We start from the raw sequence: 15,059 nt of genomic DNA on the forward strand, positions 1-15,059 counted from the left end.
CCTTGCGGTCCTTGCGGTCGCGGTACGCGTAGGTCATGGAGTGGAGGATCTGCTCCTTGGCCTTGCGGTAAAGCCGGGACCGCTGGCCCCGGTAGCCCTTCGCCCGCTCAAGGACAACCCTGCGCTTCTTCTTGGCGTTAACAGAACGCTTGACGCGTGCCATCTTTCAATCTCCTCTACAGCAGCGGTAACGGGGACGGCCTACAGGCCGAGCAGCCTCTTGACCTCGCGGGCGTTCGACGGGGCGAGTTCGACCGTGCCGGCCAGCCGGCGCGTGATCCGGGAGGACTTGTGCTCGAGCAGGTGCCGACGGTTGGCGCGCTGGCGCAGGATCTTGCCGGATCCGGTGATCTTGAACCGCTTGGCGGCACCGGTCTTCGTCTTCATCTTCGGCATGGTGGCCGTCTCCGTTCCTTCCGGGGGGCGACCCCCCTGGGCCCCTGGCCCGGGGGCTGCGCGCCCCCATCTCCCCTGCGGTGGGGCACCCGTGAACCGGGCGCCCGCACTGTGGCTGGGGTTAGGGCCTTGTGGTTGCTCTGCTTGCCGTTCTGTGCCGCCCGTGGGCAGCGTTACCTGGCGGTGCGGCCGACCGTGCTGAACCTGCCGCACCGCCTCCCCGTGAACCGGGGTAAACCTCTACGCGTCGGTCGGCGCCGGGGTCGGTGTCTCGACGTCGGTCTCGGCTGCCGGCTCATCCGTGGCCTCGTCCCCACCGACCACGATGCCCGTGTCCTCGGCGTCGGGGCCGTCCTCGTCGGCCTCCCCTTCGCGCTCGGACTTCGGCACCCAGGTCCCGTTGAGGACCTCCTTGGACGGGCTCAGCATCATGGTCATGTTGCGGCCCTCCAACGAGGGACGCTGATCGACCTGGCAGATGTCGCCGAGATCCTCGACGAGCCGCTCCAGCAGATCGCGACCGCGCTCCGGGTGCGTGACCTCACGACCGCGGAACATGATCGTCACCTTGACCTTGTCCTTGCCCTTGAGGAACCGGATGACGTGCCCCTTCTTGGTGGCGTAGTCATGGTCGGCGATCTTCGGGCGGAACTTGATCTCGCGCGTGACGACCTGCGTCTGATGCTTCTTCGCGGTCTTCTTCTTCTGGGCCTGCTCGTACTTGTACTTCGAGTAGTCCAGGATCCGGACGACGGGCGGCCGCGCTTCAGGCGCGACCTCCACGAGGTCCAGATCGCGATCCTGCGCCATGCGCAGGGCCTGATCGGTCCGCATGACGCCGATCTGCGCGCCATCGTCGCCGATGACACGCACCTCCGGCACGCGGATGCGCTCGTTGACGCGGGTGGTGTCCCGCTCGGGCGGGCGCCGGTCGAATCGTCGGGGGACCGGCACTAGCTGTTCTGTCGGTTCGCCGTCAAGACGCGGGCGCCGACTGTGTCGTGATGCAAGTCAACGGGTCCCAGTATAGACGGAACTACGAAGCCGCAACCAGCGATGTTCGACGAGCTTCAGGACGGGCCCGTGCTGCCGACCACACGGGGTGGTGGCACGTCCAGGTTCCACGACCGCCGGCCGCGCGCGTGCGGGTGCGCTCCTCCGGGAGGCGCCGGACCACTACGCGCTGCTCGACGTGCGCCTGATCGGGCGCCTGGCGGGCTTCCTCTACTGCTGCGCCGGGGCGATCGCGGCGGCGCTGCTGGTGCTGCGTCCGCCGACCGCCGCGGGCGGCATCGGGGACGCCGGCTGGATCCCGGCGAGTGCGCTCGTCCTCTCCGCGTTCCTCTTCGGCGCGCTGATGATCTGGAACACCCGTCCGCTGGCGCCGGTCCTGCTGTTCGCCGTCGCGGTGAGCGGCCCGGCGATGCTCGGGCTGCTGCAGTGGCTGTCGGGCCCGGAAAGCTCGTTCCACCAGATCCTGATCCTCAGCGTGGTCTGGTGCGGCGTCGTCCTCCCCACCCGCCAGCTCTTCGCCCTGGTCGCGATCGACACGCTCGTGATCTTCCTGCCCGCGCTCTACGGCGCGGCGTCCTGGCAGGCGAGCACGATGCTGCCCGAGCGCGTCGCGACCGCCGGGATCGTCTGCACGCTCGGGCTCGTCTGCCTGATCCACGCCAACCGGATGCGCGACGTCCGCCGGTCCCTGCACCTGCAGGCCGCCGCGGCCGACTCGCTGGCGCGGGTCGACGCGCTGACCGGCCTGGGCAACCGCCGCGCCCTGGACGAGACCCTCGTCCGCCTGGTCGCCGCCTCCACCCGCTCCGGTCGCCCCCTGTCCGCGCTCGTCGGCGACCTCGACCGCTTCAAGCAGATCAACGACCTCAACGGCCACCACGACGGCGACCGCATCCTCGCCGCCGTCGCCTCGGTCATGCGCGACGTCGTCCGCCTGCCCGACGCCTGCTTCCGCTGGGGCGGCGACGAGTTCGTCGTCCTGCTGCCCGACACGCCGCTGACCGACGCCGAGCCGGTCGCCGAGCGCATCTCCTCCACCATCCTCGCCGACGTGACCACCGCCTCCGGCGAGCCGGTCCGGATCACCTTCGGCGTCGCCGAGCGGGTGGAGCACCAGACCGGCGCGCGGCTGCTGGCCATCGCCGACGCGGCGCTGCTGGCGGCGAAGTCGGCGCAGCGCGCCTGAGCGCCGCGGCGCTCAGGCGCCCGACGTCGCGGAGGCGATCGCCGCCGGCTCCCCGCGCTCGACGGCGATCTCGTCGTTGACCTTCGCGATGAAGTCGTCGATCGAGATCGTGCCCTCGTCCCCGCCCTTGTGGCGGCGGACGGCGACCGAGCCCGACTCGGCCTCGCGGTCGCCGATGACCAGCATGTAGGGGATCTTGGACAGCTCGGCGTCGCGGATCTTGCGGCCGGTGGACTCGGTGCGGTCGTCGACGCGGACGCGGACGCCGGCGGCGCGCAGCGTGGCGGCGGCCTCGTGGGAGGCGTCGTTGTGGCGGTCGGCGATCGGCAGCACCACGGCCTGGGTCGGCGTCAGCCAGAGCGGGAACTCGCCGGCGTAGTGCTCGACGAGGATCCCGATGAAGCGCTCGAAGGACCCCAACAAGGCCCGGTGGATCATGATCGGGCGGTGCTCGGCGTTGTCGGCGCCGGTGTAGGTCGCGTCCAGGCGCTCGGGCATCTGGTAGTCCAGCTGGACCGTGCCGAGCTGCCACGAGCGGCCGAGCGAGTCCTTCATGTGCAGGTCGATCTTCGGCCCGTAGAAGGCGCCATCGCCCGGGTTGATCTCGTACTCCAGCCCCTGGCGCTTGAGCGCGTTCTCCAGCGCGGCCTCGGCCTGGTCCCACATCTCGTCGGACCCCAGCCGCTTCTCCGGGCGCGTCGACAGCTCCAGCCGCGGCTCGAAGCCGAACAGCTTGTAGATGTCGAACCCGAAGTCCAGGCAGCCGACGACCTCGTCCTCGATCTGGTCCTCGGTGCAGAAGATGTGGGCGTCGTCCTGCGTGATGTGGCGGACGCGCATCAGCCCGTGCAGCGTGCCGGACGGCTCGTGGCGGTGCACCAGGCCCTGCTCGGAGAACCGCAGGGGCAGGTCCCTGTACGAACGGCGGACGTCCTTGAACAGCTGGACATGGCCCGGGCAGTTCATGGGCTTCAAGCCCATCGGCCGGTCCTCGATGTCCGTGAAGTACATGTTGTCGCGGTAGTTCTGCCAGTGGCCGGAGGCCTTGAACAGCTCGACGTCCCAGAGGATCGGCGTCTTGACCTCCTCGTAGCCGCGGCGCCGGTTCTCGGTCCGCCACAGGTCCGTGAGCTGGTTCCAGATCGCCATCCCCGGCGGCTGCCAGAGCGGCATGCCCGGCGCCAGCTCGCTGAACGTGAACAACCCAAGGTCCTTGCCAAGACGCCGGTGGTCGCGCGCCCGCGCCTCCTCCAACATGTGGAGGAACGCGTCCAGCTCCTTCTGCTTGAAGAACGCCGTCCCGTACACGCGGGTCAACATGGTGCGGTCGCTGTCGCCGCGCCAGTACGCGCCCGCCACCGACTGCAGCTTGAACGCCCCGATGCGCTTGGTCGACGGCGCGTGCGGCCCGCGGCAGAGGTCCGTGAACGGGCCGTTGGTGTACAGCGACACCGTGTCGACGCCCTCGTTCTTGACGAGGTCCTCGATCAGCTCGACCTTGTAGTCCTGCCCCTCGGCGCGGAAGCGCGCCAGCGCGTCGGCGACCGAGATGTCCTCGCGGACGAACGCCTCGTCGGCGGCGACGTGCTCCTTCATCTTCGCCTCGACCGCGGCGAAGTCGGCGTCGGAGAACTGCACGCCCTCCGGGAACTCGAAGTCGTAGTAGAACCCGTTCTCGATCGGCGGCCCGATCGAGATCTTCACGCCCGGGTACAGCTCGAGCATCGCGGCCGCGAGCACGTGCGCGGTGTCGTGGCGGATCAGCTCCAGCGCGTCGGCGCCGGAGCGGTCGGTGACGATCTCCAGGGCCGCGCCGTCGACCAGCGGCCGCGCGAGGTCCTGGGTGTGCCCGTCGACCTTGACCGCGAGGGCCGCCTTGGCGAGCCCAGGCCCGATGGCAGCGGCCGCGTCGGCGCCCGTGGCGCCGTCGTCCAACTGCAATTCCTTGCCGTCCGGGAGCGTGACCTTCATGACCTCGCATCCTAGGCGAGAGCGGGCCTCTTTCCGGCCGTGGAATCGAACTCGCTACCGTTTGACGGCCGGCTGTCAGCGAGGCGTCTCCGTCGTGACGCCCCGGGCCGGCCCCGAGACACCACGACGCGGCCCGGACGCGTGCGCCACACGGGCGTTCCGTCTTCGCCGCCGGCAAGGAGGGACCGCCGATGCGATCTCCCGCGCTCAAGACCCTGACGCTCGCCGGAGGAGCGCTGGCCGCCACGGCCGCCCCGGCCTCCGCCGCGAGCCCGCTGCACCCCGGCCTGACCACCGACGAGGCGGGCCTCGCCCCGCTCGTCCACATCGCCAAGACGCCTTTGGTGACAAGGGATGTCGCGCTCGCGCGCAAGGTCGCGCGGGTCGAGGGCCAGCGTCTGGACACGGACTACCAGAGGACCGCGCGGTCCTGGTCGCTGACGAAGCTCAAGCGCCACCACCGCCACCTCACGCGCGAGCTGCGCGCCGCCCGCCGGGATCGCGCGCACGCGCGCGCGGAAGCCTCGTCGGCGTCCTCGGCGTCGCCGCGACTGGAGGCGATCGCCGCCTGCGAGTCCGGCGGCGACCCGGCGACCGACACCGGAAACGGGTTCTACGGCAAGTACCAGTTCACGCTTGCCACCTGGCAGGCGGTCGGCGGCTCCGGCAACCCCGCGCAGGCCTCCGAGGCCGAGCAGGACCGCCGCGCGGCGATGCTGATGGCGCGGGCCGGCCCGGGCCAGTGGCCGGTCTGCGGCCGCTGAGCCGCGCCCTGCCCTCCGCGCGCCGTCGTAGTCTCCGGCGGCATGGACGCCGTCGAGACCCTGCGCTCACAGCTCCCCGTCCTGCAGCGCCTGGCGTACCTCAACGCCGGGACCTGCGGGCCGGTGCCGGAGGTCGCCCGACAGGCGGCGGTGGACGCGTGGGCGTACGCGACGGCCGAGGGCCGCGGCGGCGCGTTCTACCAGCGGTTGGTCCCGCTGGCCGAGGAGCTGCGCGGCCGCTACGCGTCATTGCTCAACGCGAGCGCCGACGACATCGCGCTGACCGCCGGGACCTCCGACGGCTGCGCGCACGTCATCGCCTCGCTCGGCCTGGGCGAGGGCGACGAGGTCGTCACCGCCGACGACGAGCACCCGGGCGTCACCGGGCCGCTGATCGCCGCGCGCGAGCAGCGCGGCGTGCGGCTCACCGCCGTGCCGTTGGCCGAGATCCCGAACGCGATCGGCGACACCACCAAGTTGGTCGCCTGCTCCCACGTCTCCTGGCACAGCGGCGCGGTCGCGCCCGTGGCCGACGTCGTGGCGGCGGCCGCGCGCGCCGGCGCGCCCGTCCTGCTCGACGGCGCCCAGGGCGTCGGCGCGGTCGGGGTCGACGTCGCCGCGCTCGGCGTGGACTTCTACGCCGGGTCGGGCCAGAAGTGGCTGTGCGGCCCGGTCGGCACCGGCATGTTGTACGTGTCGCCGGAGTGGACGACGCGCCTGGCCTCCCCCGGCCCGTCCTACGGCGGCCTGACCGACCCGTCGGCCGGCCTCGACAGCGGGCTGGTCGACACCGCGCGGCGCCACGACACGCCGCTGCGCGACCTCTCGACGGTCGCGGCCGCCGTCGCCGCCTTCGACGTCCTCGACCAGGCGGGCTTCGAGGATCTCCAAGCGCGCGGGGCCGCGCTGGCCGCCGAGCTGGCCGACGCGCTGGCCGACCGCGGGCTGGCCGTCGTCCCCCGCGGCGCCACGACGCTCGTGTCCTGGGAGGTCGCCGACGACGAGACGGCCGTCGCCACGCGCGACCGCCTCCAGGACGCCGGCGTCACGATCCGCGACCTGCCGGGCGCCGCGCGGCTGCGCGCCTCGGTCGGCGGCTGGAACACCGAGGACGACCTCGACCGCCTGCTGGCCGCGCTGTAGGCCTCCATGTCGCTGCCGAGCGTCGCCGTCCTGATCGCCGCCTACGAGGCCGAGCCGTTCATCGGCCAGGCCGTGCGCAGCGCGCTGGCGCAGGACTACCCGAGCGAGCTGGTGCACGTGGTCGTCGTCGACGACGGCTCGACCGACGGCACCGCGGCGGTCGTCGAGGAGATCGCGCGGGAGGCCGGGCCGGGTCGGCTGACGCTCGTGCGCCAGGAGAACCGCGGCTCGGTCGGCGCGGTGTCGCGCGCGGCGCAGGAGCCGGCGGCCGTCGAGGCCGACCTGCTGGCGATCCTCGACGCCGACGACGCGTGGCCCGCCGGCAAGCTCGCCGCGCAGGCCGAGGTCTTCGCCCAACGCCCCGACGTCGGGCTCGTCTACACCGACATGGCCGTGATCGACGCGGCGGGCACGGTCGTGCAGACCTCGTGGCTGGCCGGGGACCGCCCGCCGACCGGGCGCTCGCTGTCGGCGTTCCTGGCCCAGAACCTGGTCACGGGCTCGTCGATCGTCGTCCGCGGCACGCTGCGCGACGTCCTCTTCCCGATCCCCGAGGACATGGCCTGGGCGGACTGGTGGCTGGCCGCGCGCACCGCGCAGCACGCCGAGATCGCCTACCTCCCGCTCCCGCGCACGCTCTACCGCTTCCACGGCGCCAACATGTCGCTGGGCGCCCAGGGCGCCGCGCGACTGCGCGAGCTGCGCAAGGGCCTGGCGCTGCAGCGCTGGTTCCTGCGGCGGCTGGGGACCGAGCAACCTGTAGCAGAGCTCGAACGCTGCTGGGACGCGTTCGCGCGGCTGGCGAGCGAGGCCCTGCAGGCCGCCGGGACGCCGTTCACGGCGCTGGTCGAGGTCAGCGCGCGGGACGCGACCGAGGCGCGCGACCTCACCGTCGGCGCCCGCGTCCACCTCGCCTCCGGCGACGTCCACGAGGCGCTCGCCCACGCGCTGCGCGCCGCCGCGGCCAACCCCTTCGACGACGACGCCCGCGCCGCGCTGCACGCGGTCCGCGCCGCGCTCGGCCCCGACGCCGCCGGTCCGCAGCCGCTGCGCGGCGCGCGACCGCTGGTCCTGGCGCTCGACGCCGACGACCTCGTGCGCGACCCCGCGCTCCTGCGCGCCGCCGCCGACCTCGTCGCCGACCTGGACGACGTCACGATCGCGGTCGACGCCCAGTCCTTCGACGCGGGCGAGGCCGCCGACCGCATCTCGGCGCTGGCGGCCGAGCAGGCGATCGACGACGCCATCGACCTCGCGCTGGTCACCGGCCCGCTGGACGAGCTGGGCGCCGCGCGCCTGGCGGCGGGCGTCACGGTGCGGGTGAGCACGCGACGCCCGAGCGACGGCGCGGCGGCCTGGCTGCCGCTCGCCGAGCTGGGCGCGGCCCGGGACGCGCTGCTCGGCAGGCGGGCCGCGCCGTCCGCGTGACCGGCGCCCCGCGCCGGAGGCGGCCGCCGCGGGCCTCACCCCCACCAGCGCGCGTCGCCGAGGTCGCGCAGCGCGTTGGTCATGCAGTGCAGCTCGCCGTCGCCGAGGTGCGGCAGCGGCCACGTGTCCACGAAGCGCGTCGCGACGCCCTTGGCGGCCAGCGCGCGGCGGGTCGCCTCGCGGAACGCCGCGACGTGCGGGTCGGGCGCCAGGAACCGGCGGCCGCCGGGCGCCAGCCCGTTGACCGCGTTGCCGGTGAAGGCGACGACGTGGCGGTGGCCCTCCTTCCAGCCGTAGAGCACCGGGACGCGCACGACGTCGGCGTCGGTCAGCTCCAGCTCGCGCCGGAGGATCGTCAGCTGCTCGTCGATGCGCTCCGCGGCGAAGCGGCTCGCCGCGGCGACGCGGCCGTGGGTGACGGCCCGCGCCGTGGTCGCCGCGGAGGCGCCGTCGAGGCCGCGCAGGCCACCGAGCACGGGCGTGTCGCCCGGGAGCTTGCCGAGCAGGTCCAGCGCGCCGCGCGGATCGGCGACGACCGCCACCCAGCCCCGCGCCGTCCTCGCGGGGACGAAGGCCAGGGTCTCGTCGGTGTGGCCGACGTCCAGCCAGCCGGTCGACAGCTGCAGCAACGGCTGCGCCCCGCCCTGCGCCGCGACGAGCGCGGCGGTCGCGGCCGGCAGCGCCTGGCCGCGACCGCCGACGATCAGCCGTCCGCGGGGCGCGCCCGGCACCGGCGGCGTGGCCTCCATCGTGCCGGTCGTCGTCCAGCCGTCGGTCGTCGGCCTGCCCTCGGGCAGGTGCTGGACGACGCCCGAGTCCGCGCCGCGCAGGTTGCGCGTCACGCCGGCGACGATCGCCACCAGCGGGTTGGTCGGCAGGATCGCGGCGGGCTCGATCGGCGTCCCGGCCATCAGCGCGACGCGCATCGCCTGCGCGCGGCCGCCCGCGGCCGGCACCGACTGATAGGTGCTCTCGAACGCGTCCTGGACCCACTCGCGCGCCCAGTCCTGGTGACGGACCTTCACGCCCGTGGCCTGGTCGAGGCCCCGCAGGAACGCGCGCTGGCCGAGGGCGAACGCGCGGATGCCCCGCGCCCGGGCGCGGGCGGTGGCCCGATCCCGGCCGAGGCGCAGGTTGCGCCGGACCTCTGAGCGGTAGTCGCGGTCGATCGACGCGCGCGAGCGCGGCGTGTCGGCCAGCACCGTGCGCGCGCGGCGCGTGGCGTCCAGCGCGAGCAGCGGCGCGGTGCGCAAGGCCACCGTGTCGGGCGCGGCGGCCGGCGCGGTCGCGGTGAGCCGCACGGTGCCGTCCCAGCGCGCGGGGTCGCGCACGATGTCGGTGACCTCGACGCCGAGCCGCAGGCCGTCGGTCGCGTCGAGCGGACGATCGGTCGCGAGCGACCACCGGCCGGCGGCGTCCTGGACGAACACGTGCACCGGCCCGGTGGCCGAGATCGTCACCGGCGCGGCGATCGGCGCGACCGCCGCGGGCGCGAGGTCGAGCGCGTCGTCGGCGCCGTCGACCACGTCGTCCGCGCCGTCGTGGCAGGCGGTGATGTCCACCAACTTGACGCGGGCCCTCAGGCGGCGCTCCAGGTCCACGGCGCAGCGGCCGCCGTCGTCGTCGACGTTGGCGAGCACGAGCGCGCCGTGGTCGACCGTCGCCTCCTCCTCCCCGGCCTCGTCGGCGGCGGTCAGGACGCCGTCGCGGTCGGCGTCGACGCGGAGGTCGACCGCGACCGGGTCGGCCCAGGCGTCGGGCACGATCGCGCTCACCGCCCCGGCCACGACCGTCAAGGCCACGAAGATGAGCAAGCAACGCAAGGACATGGACATGCCCCTTCATGCCGCGGGGCGCGGCGCGCGTTTCAGAACCCGCGCGCCCGCACCTGGCGCTCGTAGGTCACCAGCTCGTCGCGGGCCAGCGCGGACGGGTCGGACGCCAGGCGGCGGGCGGTCGCCGGGTCGAGCCCGCGGCAGGGCCGACGGCCGGTGAGCGGGCAGCGGCGGCCGGTCTCGGTGACGAGGGCGCGCGCGCCGGCCGACTCCAGGAGGCGGTCGACGTCGAGGATCCCGTTGGCGCTCGTCGCCGCGCGGCGCAGCCGGCACAGCGGCTGCTCGGCGTCGGCGCCGTCGCAGGCGTAGGACCGACCGGCGTAGGTCCCTCCGACGACCCCGTAGCGGACGCCGCCGCGGACCGGCGCCGCGCCGGCGCTCGCGAACGCGGTGATCGGCGTGCCGGCGCGCGGAGGTCGCAGCCCGGCCAGCGTCTCCCACGACAGCTCGCCCGGCTCCGGGGTCGTCACCGGACCCGCGACCGTGCGGCAGCGCACCGGCCGCCGGCACAGGCGCGTGAGGCTGACCGTCGCGCGCTCGGTCCCACGGCGCTGCAGCTCGACCGCGATGCGATGCAGCGGCAGCTCGCGGCCCTCGGACGCGCAGCGCGCGCCCGCGCCGGTCGCGCGGCAGGTCGCGCGCTCCAGCGTGCCGTCGGGCGCGGTCGTCGCCAAGTTGTAGGTGATGGCGCTGGGCGCGTGGTCGAACGGCGAGTCCAGGACGCCGCCGGCGGTGGCCAGGCCGCCGCCGGCCAGCAGCGCCGCGGCGAGCGCGGCGACGCCGGCGCGCAGGCGGCGGGCCCGGGCGGCCGGCGCGCGGTCGTGGCGCTGTCGCGCCGCGCGCTCCAGCTCGGCCCCGTAGTCCCGCAGCGGCTCCGGCAGGCTCATCGCGTCGTCTCCTCCTCGTCGGTCTCCAGCGCCGCGCGCAGCGCCTTCAGCCCGCGGAACACGCGCACGCGCGCGGTCGCGGTGGCGATGCCGAGCGCGTCGGCGATCTCGGCGTACTCCAACCCCTCGACGACCCGCAGCGTCACGGCCTCCCGCTGCGCGTCGGGCAGCGCGGCGAGCGCGGCGGCCAGCGCGGGCGCGCGGCCCGCGGCGGTCAGGCGCTCGGCGGCGTCCTCGGCGTGGTCGTCGGCCTCCAGGCGCTCGCGCATCCCGAGGCGGCGCCGCGCGCGGGAGTCGACCGCGTTGCTGCGCCACGCGCGGTGCAGCAGGTTGGAGGCGATGCCGAACAGCCACGGTCCCGCCGAGCCGTCGCCGGGATCGCGGAAGCGCGCGGCGTGCAGGAGCGCCTGGGCGAAGGTCTCGGCCACGACCTCCAGCGCGAGCGCGTGGTCGTCGGTGCGCCGGGCGACGTGGCGCAGGACCGGCCCGGCCCAGCGCGCGTACAGCTCGCCGATGGCCTCGGGGCGCCGCGGGACCTCGGCCAGCAGCTGGGCGTCGGTGCGCCGCGCGGCCGCGACGGTGGGCGGGATCGTGCTCGTGGCGAAGCTCAGGACGGCGTCCATCTCCGACGTCATGCCGTTGGGCGCCGTCCGCGTTTCATCGTGCCCGGACGATGGGCGATCCCGGGCCGGGGCGCACCGGGGAGTTCCCTAGATGGTTGATGCGAAATCGACCGTGGTGGTGATCGAGTGGCGATCCAGCGCCGCACGACGTGCGAGCACGACCGCCGCATCAACCATCTAGGCGGGCGCGGGCTCGGGCGGCGCGTCGGACGCGTCCACGATCTCGGCGGCCGCCTCCTCGACGACCTCCGGCCCCGGCGTCAGGACCGTGCCCGCGACGACCGCCGCGAAGCCGGCCAGCCGGGCGATCAGCGACGCGGTGCCGTCCGGGAGCGGTTCGCCGAAGACGATCGGCCCGGCGGCGATCGTGACGACGTTGGCCGCCGCGCTGGTGATCGCGATGACCGCGACCGCGGGCCCGATCTGCAGCGAGCGCGCGCTGACGACGAGGCCGATGAGGCTGAGGACCGTGATCGTCGCGGCCTCGGGCGTGAGGAACGCGAGCAGCCAGCGGTCGATGAGGTCGCCCGAGGCGGCCTTGATCGTCACGTCGCTGCCGCCCCACAGCAGGCCGGCGGCCAGCGCGAGCGCCGGGCCGGCGCGCAGCGCGCCCGAGGCGGTGGCCGCGCACCCGGCGGCGGCCGCCGCGGTGAGGACGCCGACGTAGAGCCACAGCGTCGTCCCGTCGAAGTCGCGGTGGGCGCTGTGGCCGGAGTTGCCCAGCGTCGCCGCCAGCAGCGTCAGGCCCGCGGCGGTGATCGCGACGCCGATCCAGTCGCGCCGGGTCGTCGGCAGGCCGAAGACGCGGCCGGCCAGCGGGGTCAGCAGCACCAGGCCGCCGGCGATGACCGACTGCACCAGGCTGATCGGGGCGAGCGCGAGCGCCGCGACGTGGAAGACCCAGCCGCCGGTCGCGACGACGATCCCCAGCGTCCACCATCGGTTCGAGAACAACGCCTTGGTCGAGCGCCACGGGTGGCTCAGCTCCACCGTCGGCGCGTCGACCGCGCCGCGCTGCTTGAACAGGAAGCCCAGCAGGCCGACGAGCGAGCAGCAGAGCGCGAGGAGGAGGCCGAGGGCGACGGGCAGCGACACGGACGGCGTAAGGCTAGCCGTGGCGCGGCACGACGTTCGCGCAGGCCGAGCGGCGGGCACTCAATGCACGCCGGTCGCGGCCGAGCACCCGTGGAGAGAGATGCCCAGACCGTCGCCCAGCACGCCGCGGATCGCCGGCGCCGCGCTCGCGGCGCTGCTCGCGCTCGCCGCCGCGCCGGGCGCCGGCGCGCGCACGGTCGCCTTCGCCCAGCGCGAGGTGGCGGGGCCGGCGCGGATGGCGGCCGTCGACGTCGGGACGCGCGCGGCGACGCGCTTCGTCGTGCGCGCGGGCGACACGCCGGTCCGCAGCGGCGAGCGCACCGAGCGCGTGGCGTCGGTCGCCCAGACCGGCGCGCGGCCGGGCGCCGACCGGGTCTACCGGTGGTCGACGCGCTTCCCGCTCTCGTTCACGCCGGTCCCGAACTCGACCTGGAACATCTTCACGCAGTGGCACGGGTCGGCCCCCGACGGCTGCCACCCCAACATCGCCCTGCAGGTCAACACCCAGCTCTCGCCCCCGATGCTGCGCCTCCAGGTGCGCGGCGGCGCGCTGGGCGCGGGCTGCGCGCCGCAGCAGTCGCGCAGCTGGGACTTCGCGCCGCTGCGGCGCGGGCGCTGGGAGGACCTCGCGTTGCACGTCGGCTGGTCGGACCACCCCGGCGGCGGCTACGTCGCGCTGACGCTCGACGGCCGCACGGTCGTCCCGCGCACCGCGCTGGCCACGCTCTACGCCGGCCAGCGGGCCTACCTCAAGCAGGGCTTCTACCGCGCGCCGTCACCGTGGACGACGACCGTCCTGCACTCGGCCGTGACGCTCGCCGACGATGGCGATGGTGCCCGTGCCGGGGCGGCGGCGGATCGACCTTGAGCTCGTAGGGGATCGTCTCCCCCAGCACGGTCGGCACCTCCAGGTGCGCCGCGCCGCGCGGGGCGACCGTCACCGTCGCGCAGCTCGCGGGCGACGGAACGCACGTCGCGGCCGCCGTGCCGGTGACCTTCGCGCGGGCGCGGTTGAAGAACACCGCGCGCCCGTCGGGGCGCACGCCGAGCAGCACGACCGCGGGCGCGGCGCGCGACGGCAGGCTCGCCAACGGCCTCAGCGCCGGGTGGGTCACCAGCGCGGTCGACGGCCCGAACCGCACGACCGCGCGGCGGCCGGACGCGCGCAGCGGCGCGGTCCGACGCAGCAGCGCGGCGTCCGGGGTCGCGCAGAATCCGCGCGCGACGCGGCCGCCGGCGCACACCGCGCCGCGGCCCGGCGCCCGGTAGACCGTGATGTGCTCCTTGAAGCCCGAGAACGTCCGCAGCGGACGGGCGTAGCGGAGCATCCCGTCCAACGACGGCGTGCTCGGCGGCGCCTGCGTCAGGCTGCGGTAGATGATGAGGTACTTGACCTGGGCCTTGCAGGCCCCGGCCTTCGTGAGCTTGCAGTAGGGCTGGCCGACGATCGACCCGACGCTCTCCTCGGTCAGCACCAGCGCGTCGGCGGGCAGGCGCGCGGCGGCGTAGGCGGCGACCGCGCCCAGCGCGTTGTCGTCGCGGTCGACGAAGCGCGCCACGAACGTCACGCCGTTGGCCGCCACCACGAGCGCCAGGAGCGCGAGCCCGAGCGCGCGGCGATGGCGCAGCGGCTCCCGCAGCTCGGCCGCCACGACCAGCAGCAGCGGCAACTCCACCATCATGAAGTAGTGCCCCATCTTGAGCTTCAGCGCCGCGAAGCACAGCAGCGCCGAGGCCGCCCAGCAGAACAGCAGCGGGTCGCCGAGCGCCGCCACGCTGCGGCGCCGCAGCGCCAGCACCGCGCGCCACGCCACGATCAGCGCGCCCGCCGCGCTCAGCGCGAGCGTGAGCGCGAAGACCTTGTAGGGGCCGGTCAGCGCCGCCAGCGTGGCGTGGCCGCCGATCGAGCCGCGGCTGGACTTGTGCCCGGTCAGGCGCTGCAGCTGGACCTTGGAGTCGTCCAGGAACGCGTCCCCGCCGCCGTGGCGCAGCGTCAGGACGACGGCGCCGATCACGTACAACACGATCATCGCGACCGCGCAGCCGGCCAGGACGAGGTGTCCCCGGCGCTCGGCGGACCCGCGCCCGTGAGCGCGCCCCCGCCGCGCGATCAGCCAGTGCATCAGCACGGCCACCAGCACGTAGACCCCGACGTGCTTGTAGATCGTCGCGCCGCCCAGCAGCAGCCCGGCCGCCGCGTAGGTCCGCACGCGCCCGCCGCGGAGCGCCGCGTCGTAGACGACCAGCCCGCCGACCGCGAGCACCATCATGATGTTCTCGATCCAGCTGACCCGGTTGGTGAACACCAGCCAGCCGTCGGTCGCCAGCACCAGGCACGGCGCCAGCGCCCAGACGCCCCAGCGGCGGCGCAGCAGGACGTACAACAACGTCAGCGTGACGAGCGAGGCGAGCGCGGCCAGCACCCGCGCCTGCTCGATCCCCGCCCCGAAGAGCGAGAACCACGCGCCGAGCAGCTCGAAGTGAAACGGCGGGTGGAACAGGTAGGGCTCGGGCGCGACGCCGAACGAGCCCTTGGCGTACAGGCCATGGCCTTCGGCGACCGAGCGCCCGATGGCCGTGTAGACCGGCTCGTCCCAGTCGAAGCCCGGCCGGGTGCCGATCGACCACAGGCGCGCCAGCGCCGCCAGGGCCAGGACCCCGACGGCGCCCACCACCTCGAGCACGGCCGCCCCCGCCACCGCCAACGGGCGGGGCAG

14 protein-coding genes are annotated in these 15,059 nt (G+C 74.7%); 5 read left to right on the forward strand and 9 right to left on the reverse strand.

Going from position 1 to position 15,059, the window contains the following annotated elements; genetic code table 11:
• The 3 genes from VFG42_RS27445 to infC all read right to left on the reverse strand — a co-directional run.
• Positions 1–163: 50S ribosomal protein L20 (locus VFG42_RS27445; RefSeq protein ID WP_349260432.1), on the reverse strand; the 163-nt coding region annotated here is incomplete at its 3' end.
• 38 nt (positions 164–201) lie between these two features.
• Positions 202–396 (reverse strand): 50S ribosomal protein L35, encoded by a 195-nt coding sequence (gene rpmI / locus VFG42_RS16870; protein ID WP_324909934.1) that lies wholly within the window; start codon positions 394–396, stop codon positions 202–204.
• A gap of 240 nt (positions 397–636) precedes the next feature.
• Positions 637–1,350, reverse strand: coding sequence for a translation initiation factor IF-3 (infC, locus tag VFG42_RS16875; RefSeq protein ID WP_324909935.1), 714 nt, complete (start codon positions 1,348–1,350; stop codon positions 637–639).
• Positions 1,351–1,501: 151 nt separating this feature from the next.
• Here infC and VFG42_RS16880 point away from each other — a divergent pair, with 151 nt between their 5' ends.
• Positions 1,502–2,596: a GGDEF domain-containing protein gene (locus tag VFG42_RS16880; protein WP_324909936.1), complete on the forward strand. Its 1,095-nt coding sequence runs from the start codon at positions 1,502–1,504 to the stop codon at positions 2,594–2,596.
• Positions 2,597–2,608: 12 nt separating this feature from the next.
• Here the strand turns inward: VFG42_RS16880 and thrS are convergent, their stop codons facing one another.
• Positions 2,609–4,567 carry a threonine--tRNA ligase gene (gene thrS, locus VFG42_RS16885; protein ID WP_324909937.1) on the reverse strand — a complete coding sequence of 653 codons (1,959 nt, stop codon included), beginning with the start codon at positions 4,565–4,567 and terminating at the stop codon, positions 2,609–2,611.
• 191 nt (positions 4,568–4,758) lie between these two features.
• Between thrS and VFG42_RS16890 the strand changes: the two genes are divergently transcribed.
• The 3 genes from VFG42_RS16890 to VFG42_RS16900 are packed head-to-tail and all read left to right on the forward strand — an operon-like array spanning position 4,759 to position 7,902.
• Positions 4,759–5,331, forward strand: a complete 573-nt coding sequence (locus VFG42_RS16890; RefSeq protein ID WP_324909938.1) for a transglycosylase family protein — start codon at positions 4,759–4,761, stop codon at positions 5,329–5,331.
• 42 nt (positions 5,332–5,373) lie between these two features.
• Positions 5,374–6,474, forward strand: a complete 1,101-nt coding sequence (locus tag VFG42_RS16895; protein ID WP_324909939.1) for an aminotransferase class V-fold PLP-dependent enzyme — start codon at positions 5,374–5,376, stop codon at positions 6,472–6,474.
• Positions 6,475–6,480: 6 nt separating this feature from the next.
• A complete protein-coding gene (locus VFG42_RS16900; RefSeq protein ID WP_324909940.1) occupies positions 6,481–7,902 on the forward strand; it encodes a glycosyltransferase in 1,422 nt (473 codons plus the stop codon).
• Positions 7,903–7,937: 35 nt separating this feature from the next.
• On the opposite strand, the gene VFG42_RS16905 is transcribed toward VFG42_RS16900, so the two are convergent.
• The 4 genes from VFG42_RS16905 to VFG42_RS16920 all read right to left on the reverse strand — a co-directional run bounded on the left by VFG42_RS16905 (position 7,938) and on the right by VFG42_RS16920 (position 12,342).
• Positions 7,938–9,731 carry a protein-arginine deiminase family protein gene (locus VFG42_RS16905; RefSeq protein ID WP_324909941.1) on the reverse strand — a complete coding sequence of 598 codons (1,794 nt, stop codon included), beginning with the start codon at positions 9,729–9,731 and terminating at the stop codon, positions 7,938–7,940.
• Between the two features lie 38 nt (positions 9,732–9,769).
• Positions 9,770–10,624 (reverse strand): hypothetical protein, encoded by an 855-nt coding sequence (locus VFG42_RS16910; protein WP_324909942.1) that lies wholly within the window; start codon positions 10,622–10,624, stop codon positions 9,770–9,772.
• Positions 10,621–11,247: an RNA polymerase sigma factor gene (locus VFG42_RS16915; protein WP_324909943.1), complete on the reverse strand. Its 627-nt coding sequence runs from the start codon at positions 11,245–11,247 to the stop codon at positions 10,621–10,623. Before VFG42_RS16915 ends, VFG42_RS16910 begins: the two co-directional genes overlap by 4 nt.
• Positions 11,248–11,424: 177 nt before the next feature.
• Positions 11,425–12,342, reverse strand: a complete 918-nt coding sequence (locus VFG42_RS16920; RefSeq protein ID WP_324909944.1) for a hypothetical protein — start codon at positions 12,340–12,342, stop codon at positions 11,425–11,427.
• 100 nt (positions 12,343–12,442) lie between these two features.
• On the opposite strand from VFG42_RS16920, the gene VFG42_RS16925 reads away from it, so the two are divergent.
• On the forward strand, positions 12,443–13,210 hold the full coding sequence (locus tag VFG42_RS16925; RefSeq protein WP_324909945.1) for a heparin lyase I family protein: 768 nt from the start codon (positions 12,443–12,445) through the stop codon (positions 13,208–13,210).
• Here the strand turns inward: VFG42_RS16925 and VFG42_RS16930 are convergent.
• Positions 13,092–15,026, reverse strand: coding sequence for an ArnT family glycosyltransferase (locus VFG42_RS16930; protein ID WP_324909946.1), 1,935 nt, complete (start codon positions 15,024–15,026; stop codon positions 13,092–13,094). The two genes, VFG42_RS16925 and VFG42_RS16930, sit on opposite strands and share 119 nt — an antisense overlap.
• Between the last annotated feature and the right edge of the window lie 33 nt (positions 15,027–15,059).

This window comes from Baekduia sp. (genome assembly GCF_035685985.1).
Lineage (GTDB): Bacteria > Actinomycetota > Thermoleophilia > Solirubrobacterales > Solirubrobacteraceae > Baekduia.

Excerpts from the sequence above, each read along its gene's own strand:
- rpmI (WP_324909934.1), bottom strand. The coding sequence starts at position 396 with ATGCCGAAGATGAAGACGAAGACCGGTGCCGCCAAGCGGTTCAAGATC.
- thrS (WP_324909937.1), bottom strand. The coding sequence starts at position 4,567 with ATGAAGGTCACGCTCCCGGACGGCAAGGAATTGCAGTTGGACGACGGC.
- VFG42_RS16890 (WP_324909938.1), top strand. The coding sequence starts at position 4,759 with ATGCGATCTCCCGCGCTCAAGACCCTGACGCTCGCCGGAGGAGCGCTG.
- VFG42_RS16895 (WP_324909939.1), top strand. The coding sequence starts at position 5,374 with ATGGACGCCGTCGAGACCCTGCGCTCACAGCTCCCCGTCCTGCAGCGC.
- VFG42_RS16900 (WP_324909940.1), top strand. The coding sequence starts at position 6,481 with ATGTCGCTGCCGAGCGTCGCCGTCCTGATCGCCGCCTACGAGGCCGAG.
- VFG42_RS16905 (WP_324909941.1), bottom strand. The coding sequence starts at position 9,731 with ATGTCCTTGCGTTGCTTGCTCATCTTCGTGGCCTTGACGGTCGTGGCC.
- VFG42_RS16910 (WP_324909942.1), bottom strand. The coding sequence starts at position 10,624 with ATGAGCCTGCCGGAGCCGCTGCGGGACTACGGGGCCGAGCTGGAGCGC.
- VFG42_RS16915 (WP_324909943.1), bottom strand. The coding sequence starts at position 11,247 with ATGGACGCCGTCCTGAGCTTCGCCACGAGCACGATCCCGCCCACCGTC.
- VFG42_RS16925 (WP_324909945.1), top strand. The coding sequence starts at position 12,443 with ATGCCCAGACCGTCGCCCAGCACGCCGCGGATCGCCGGCGCCGCGCTC.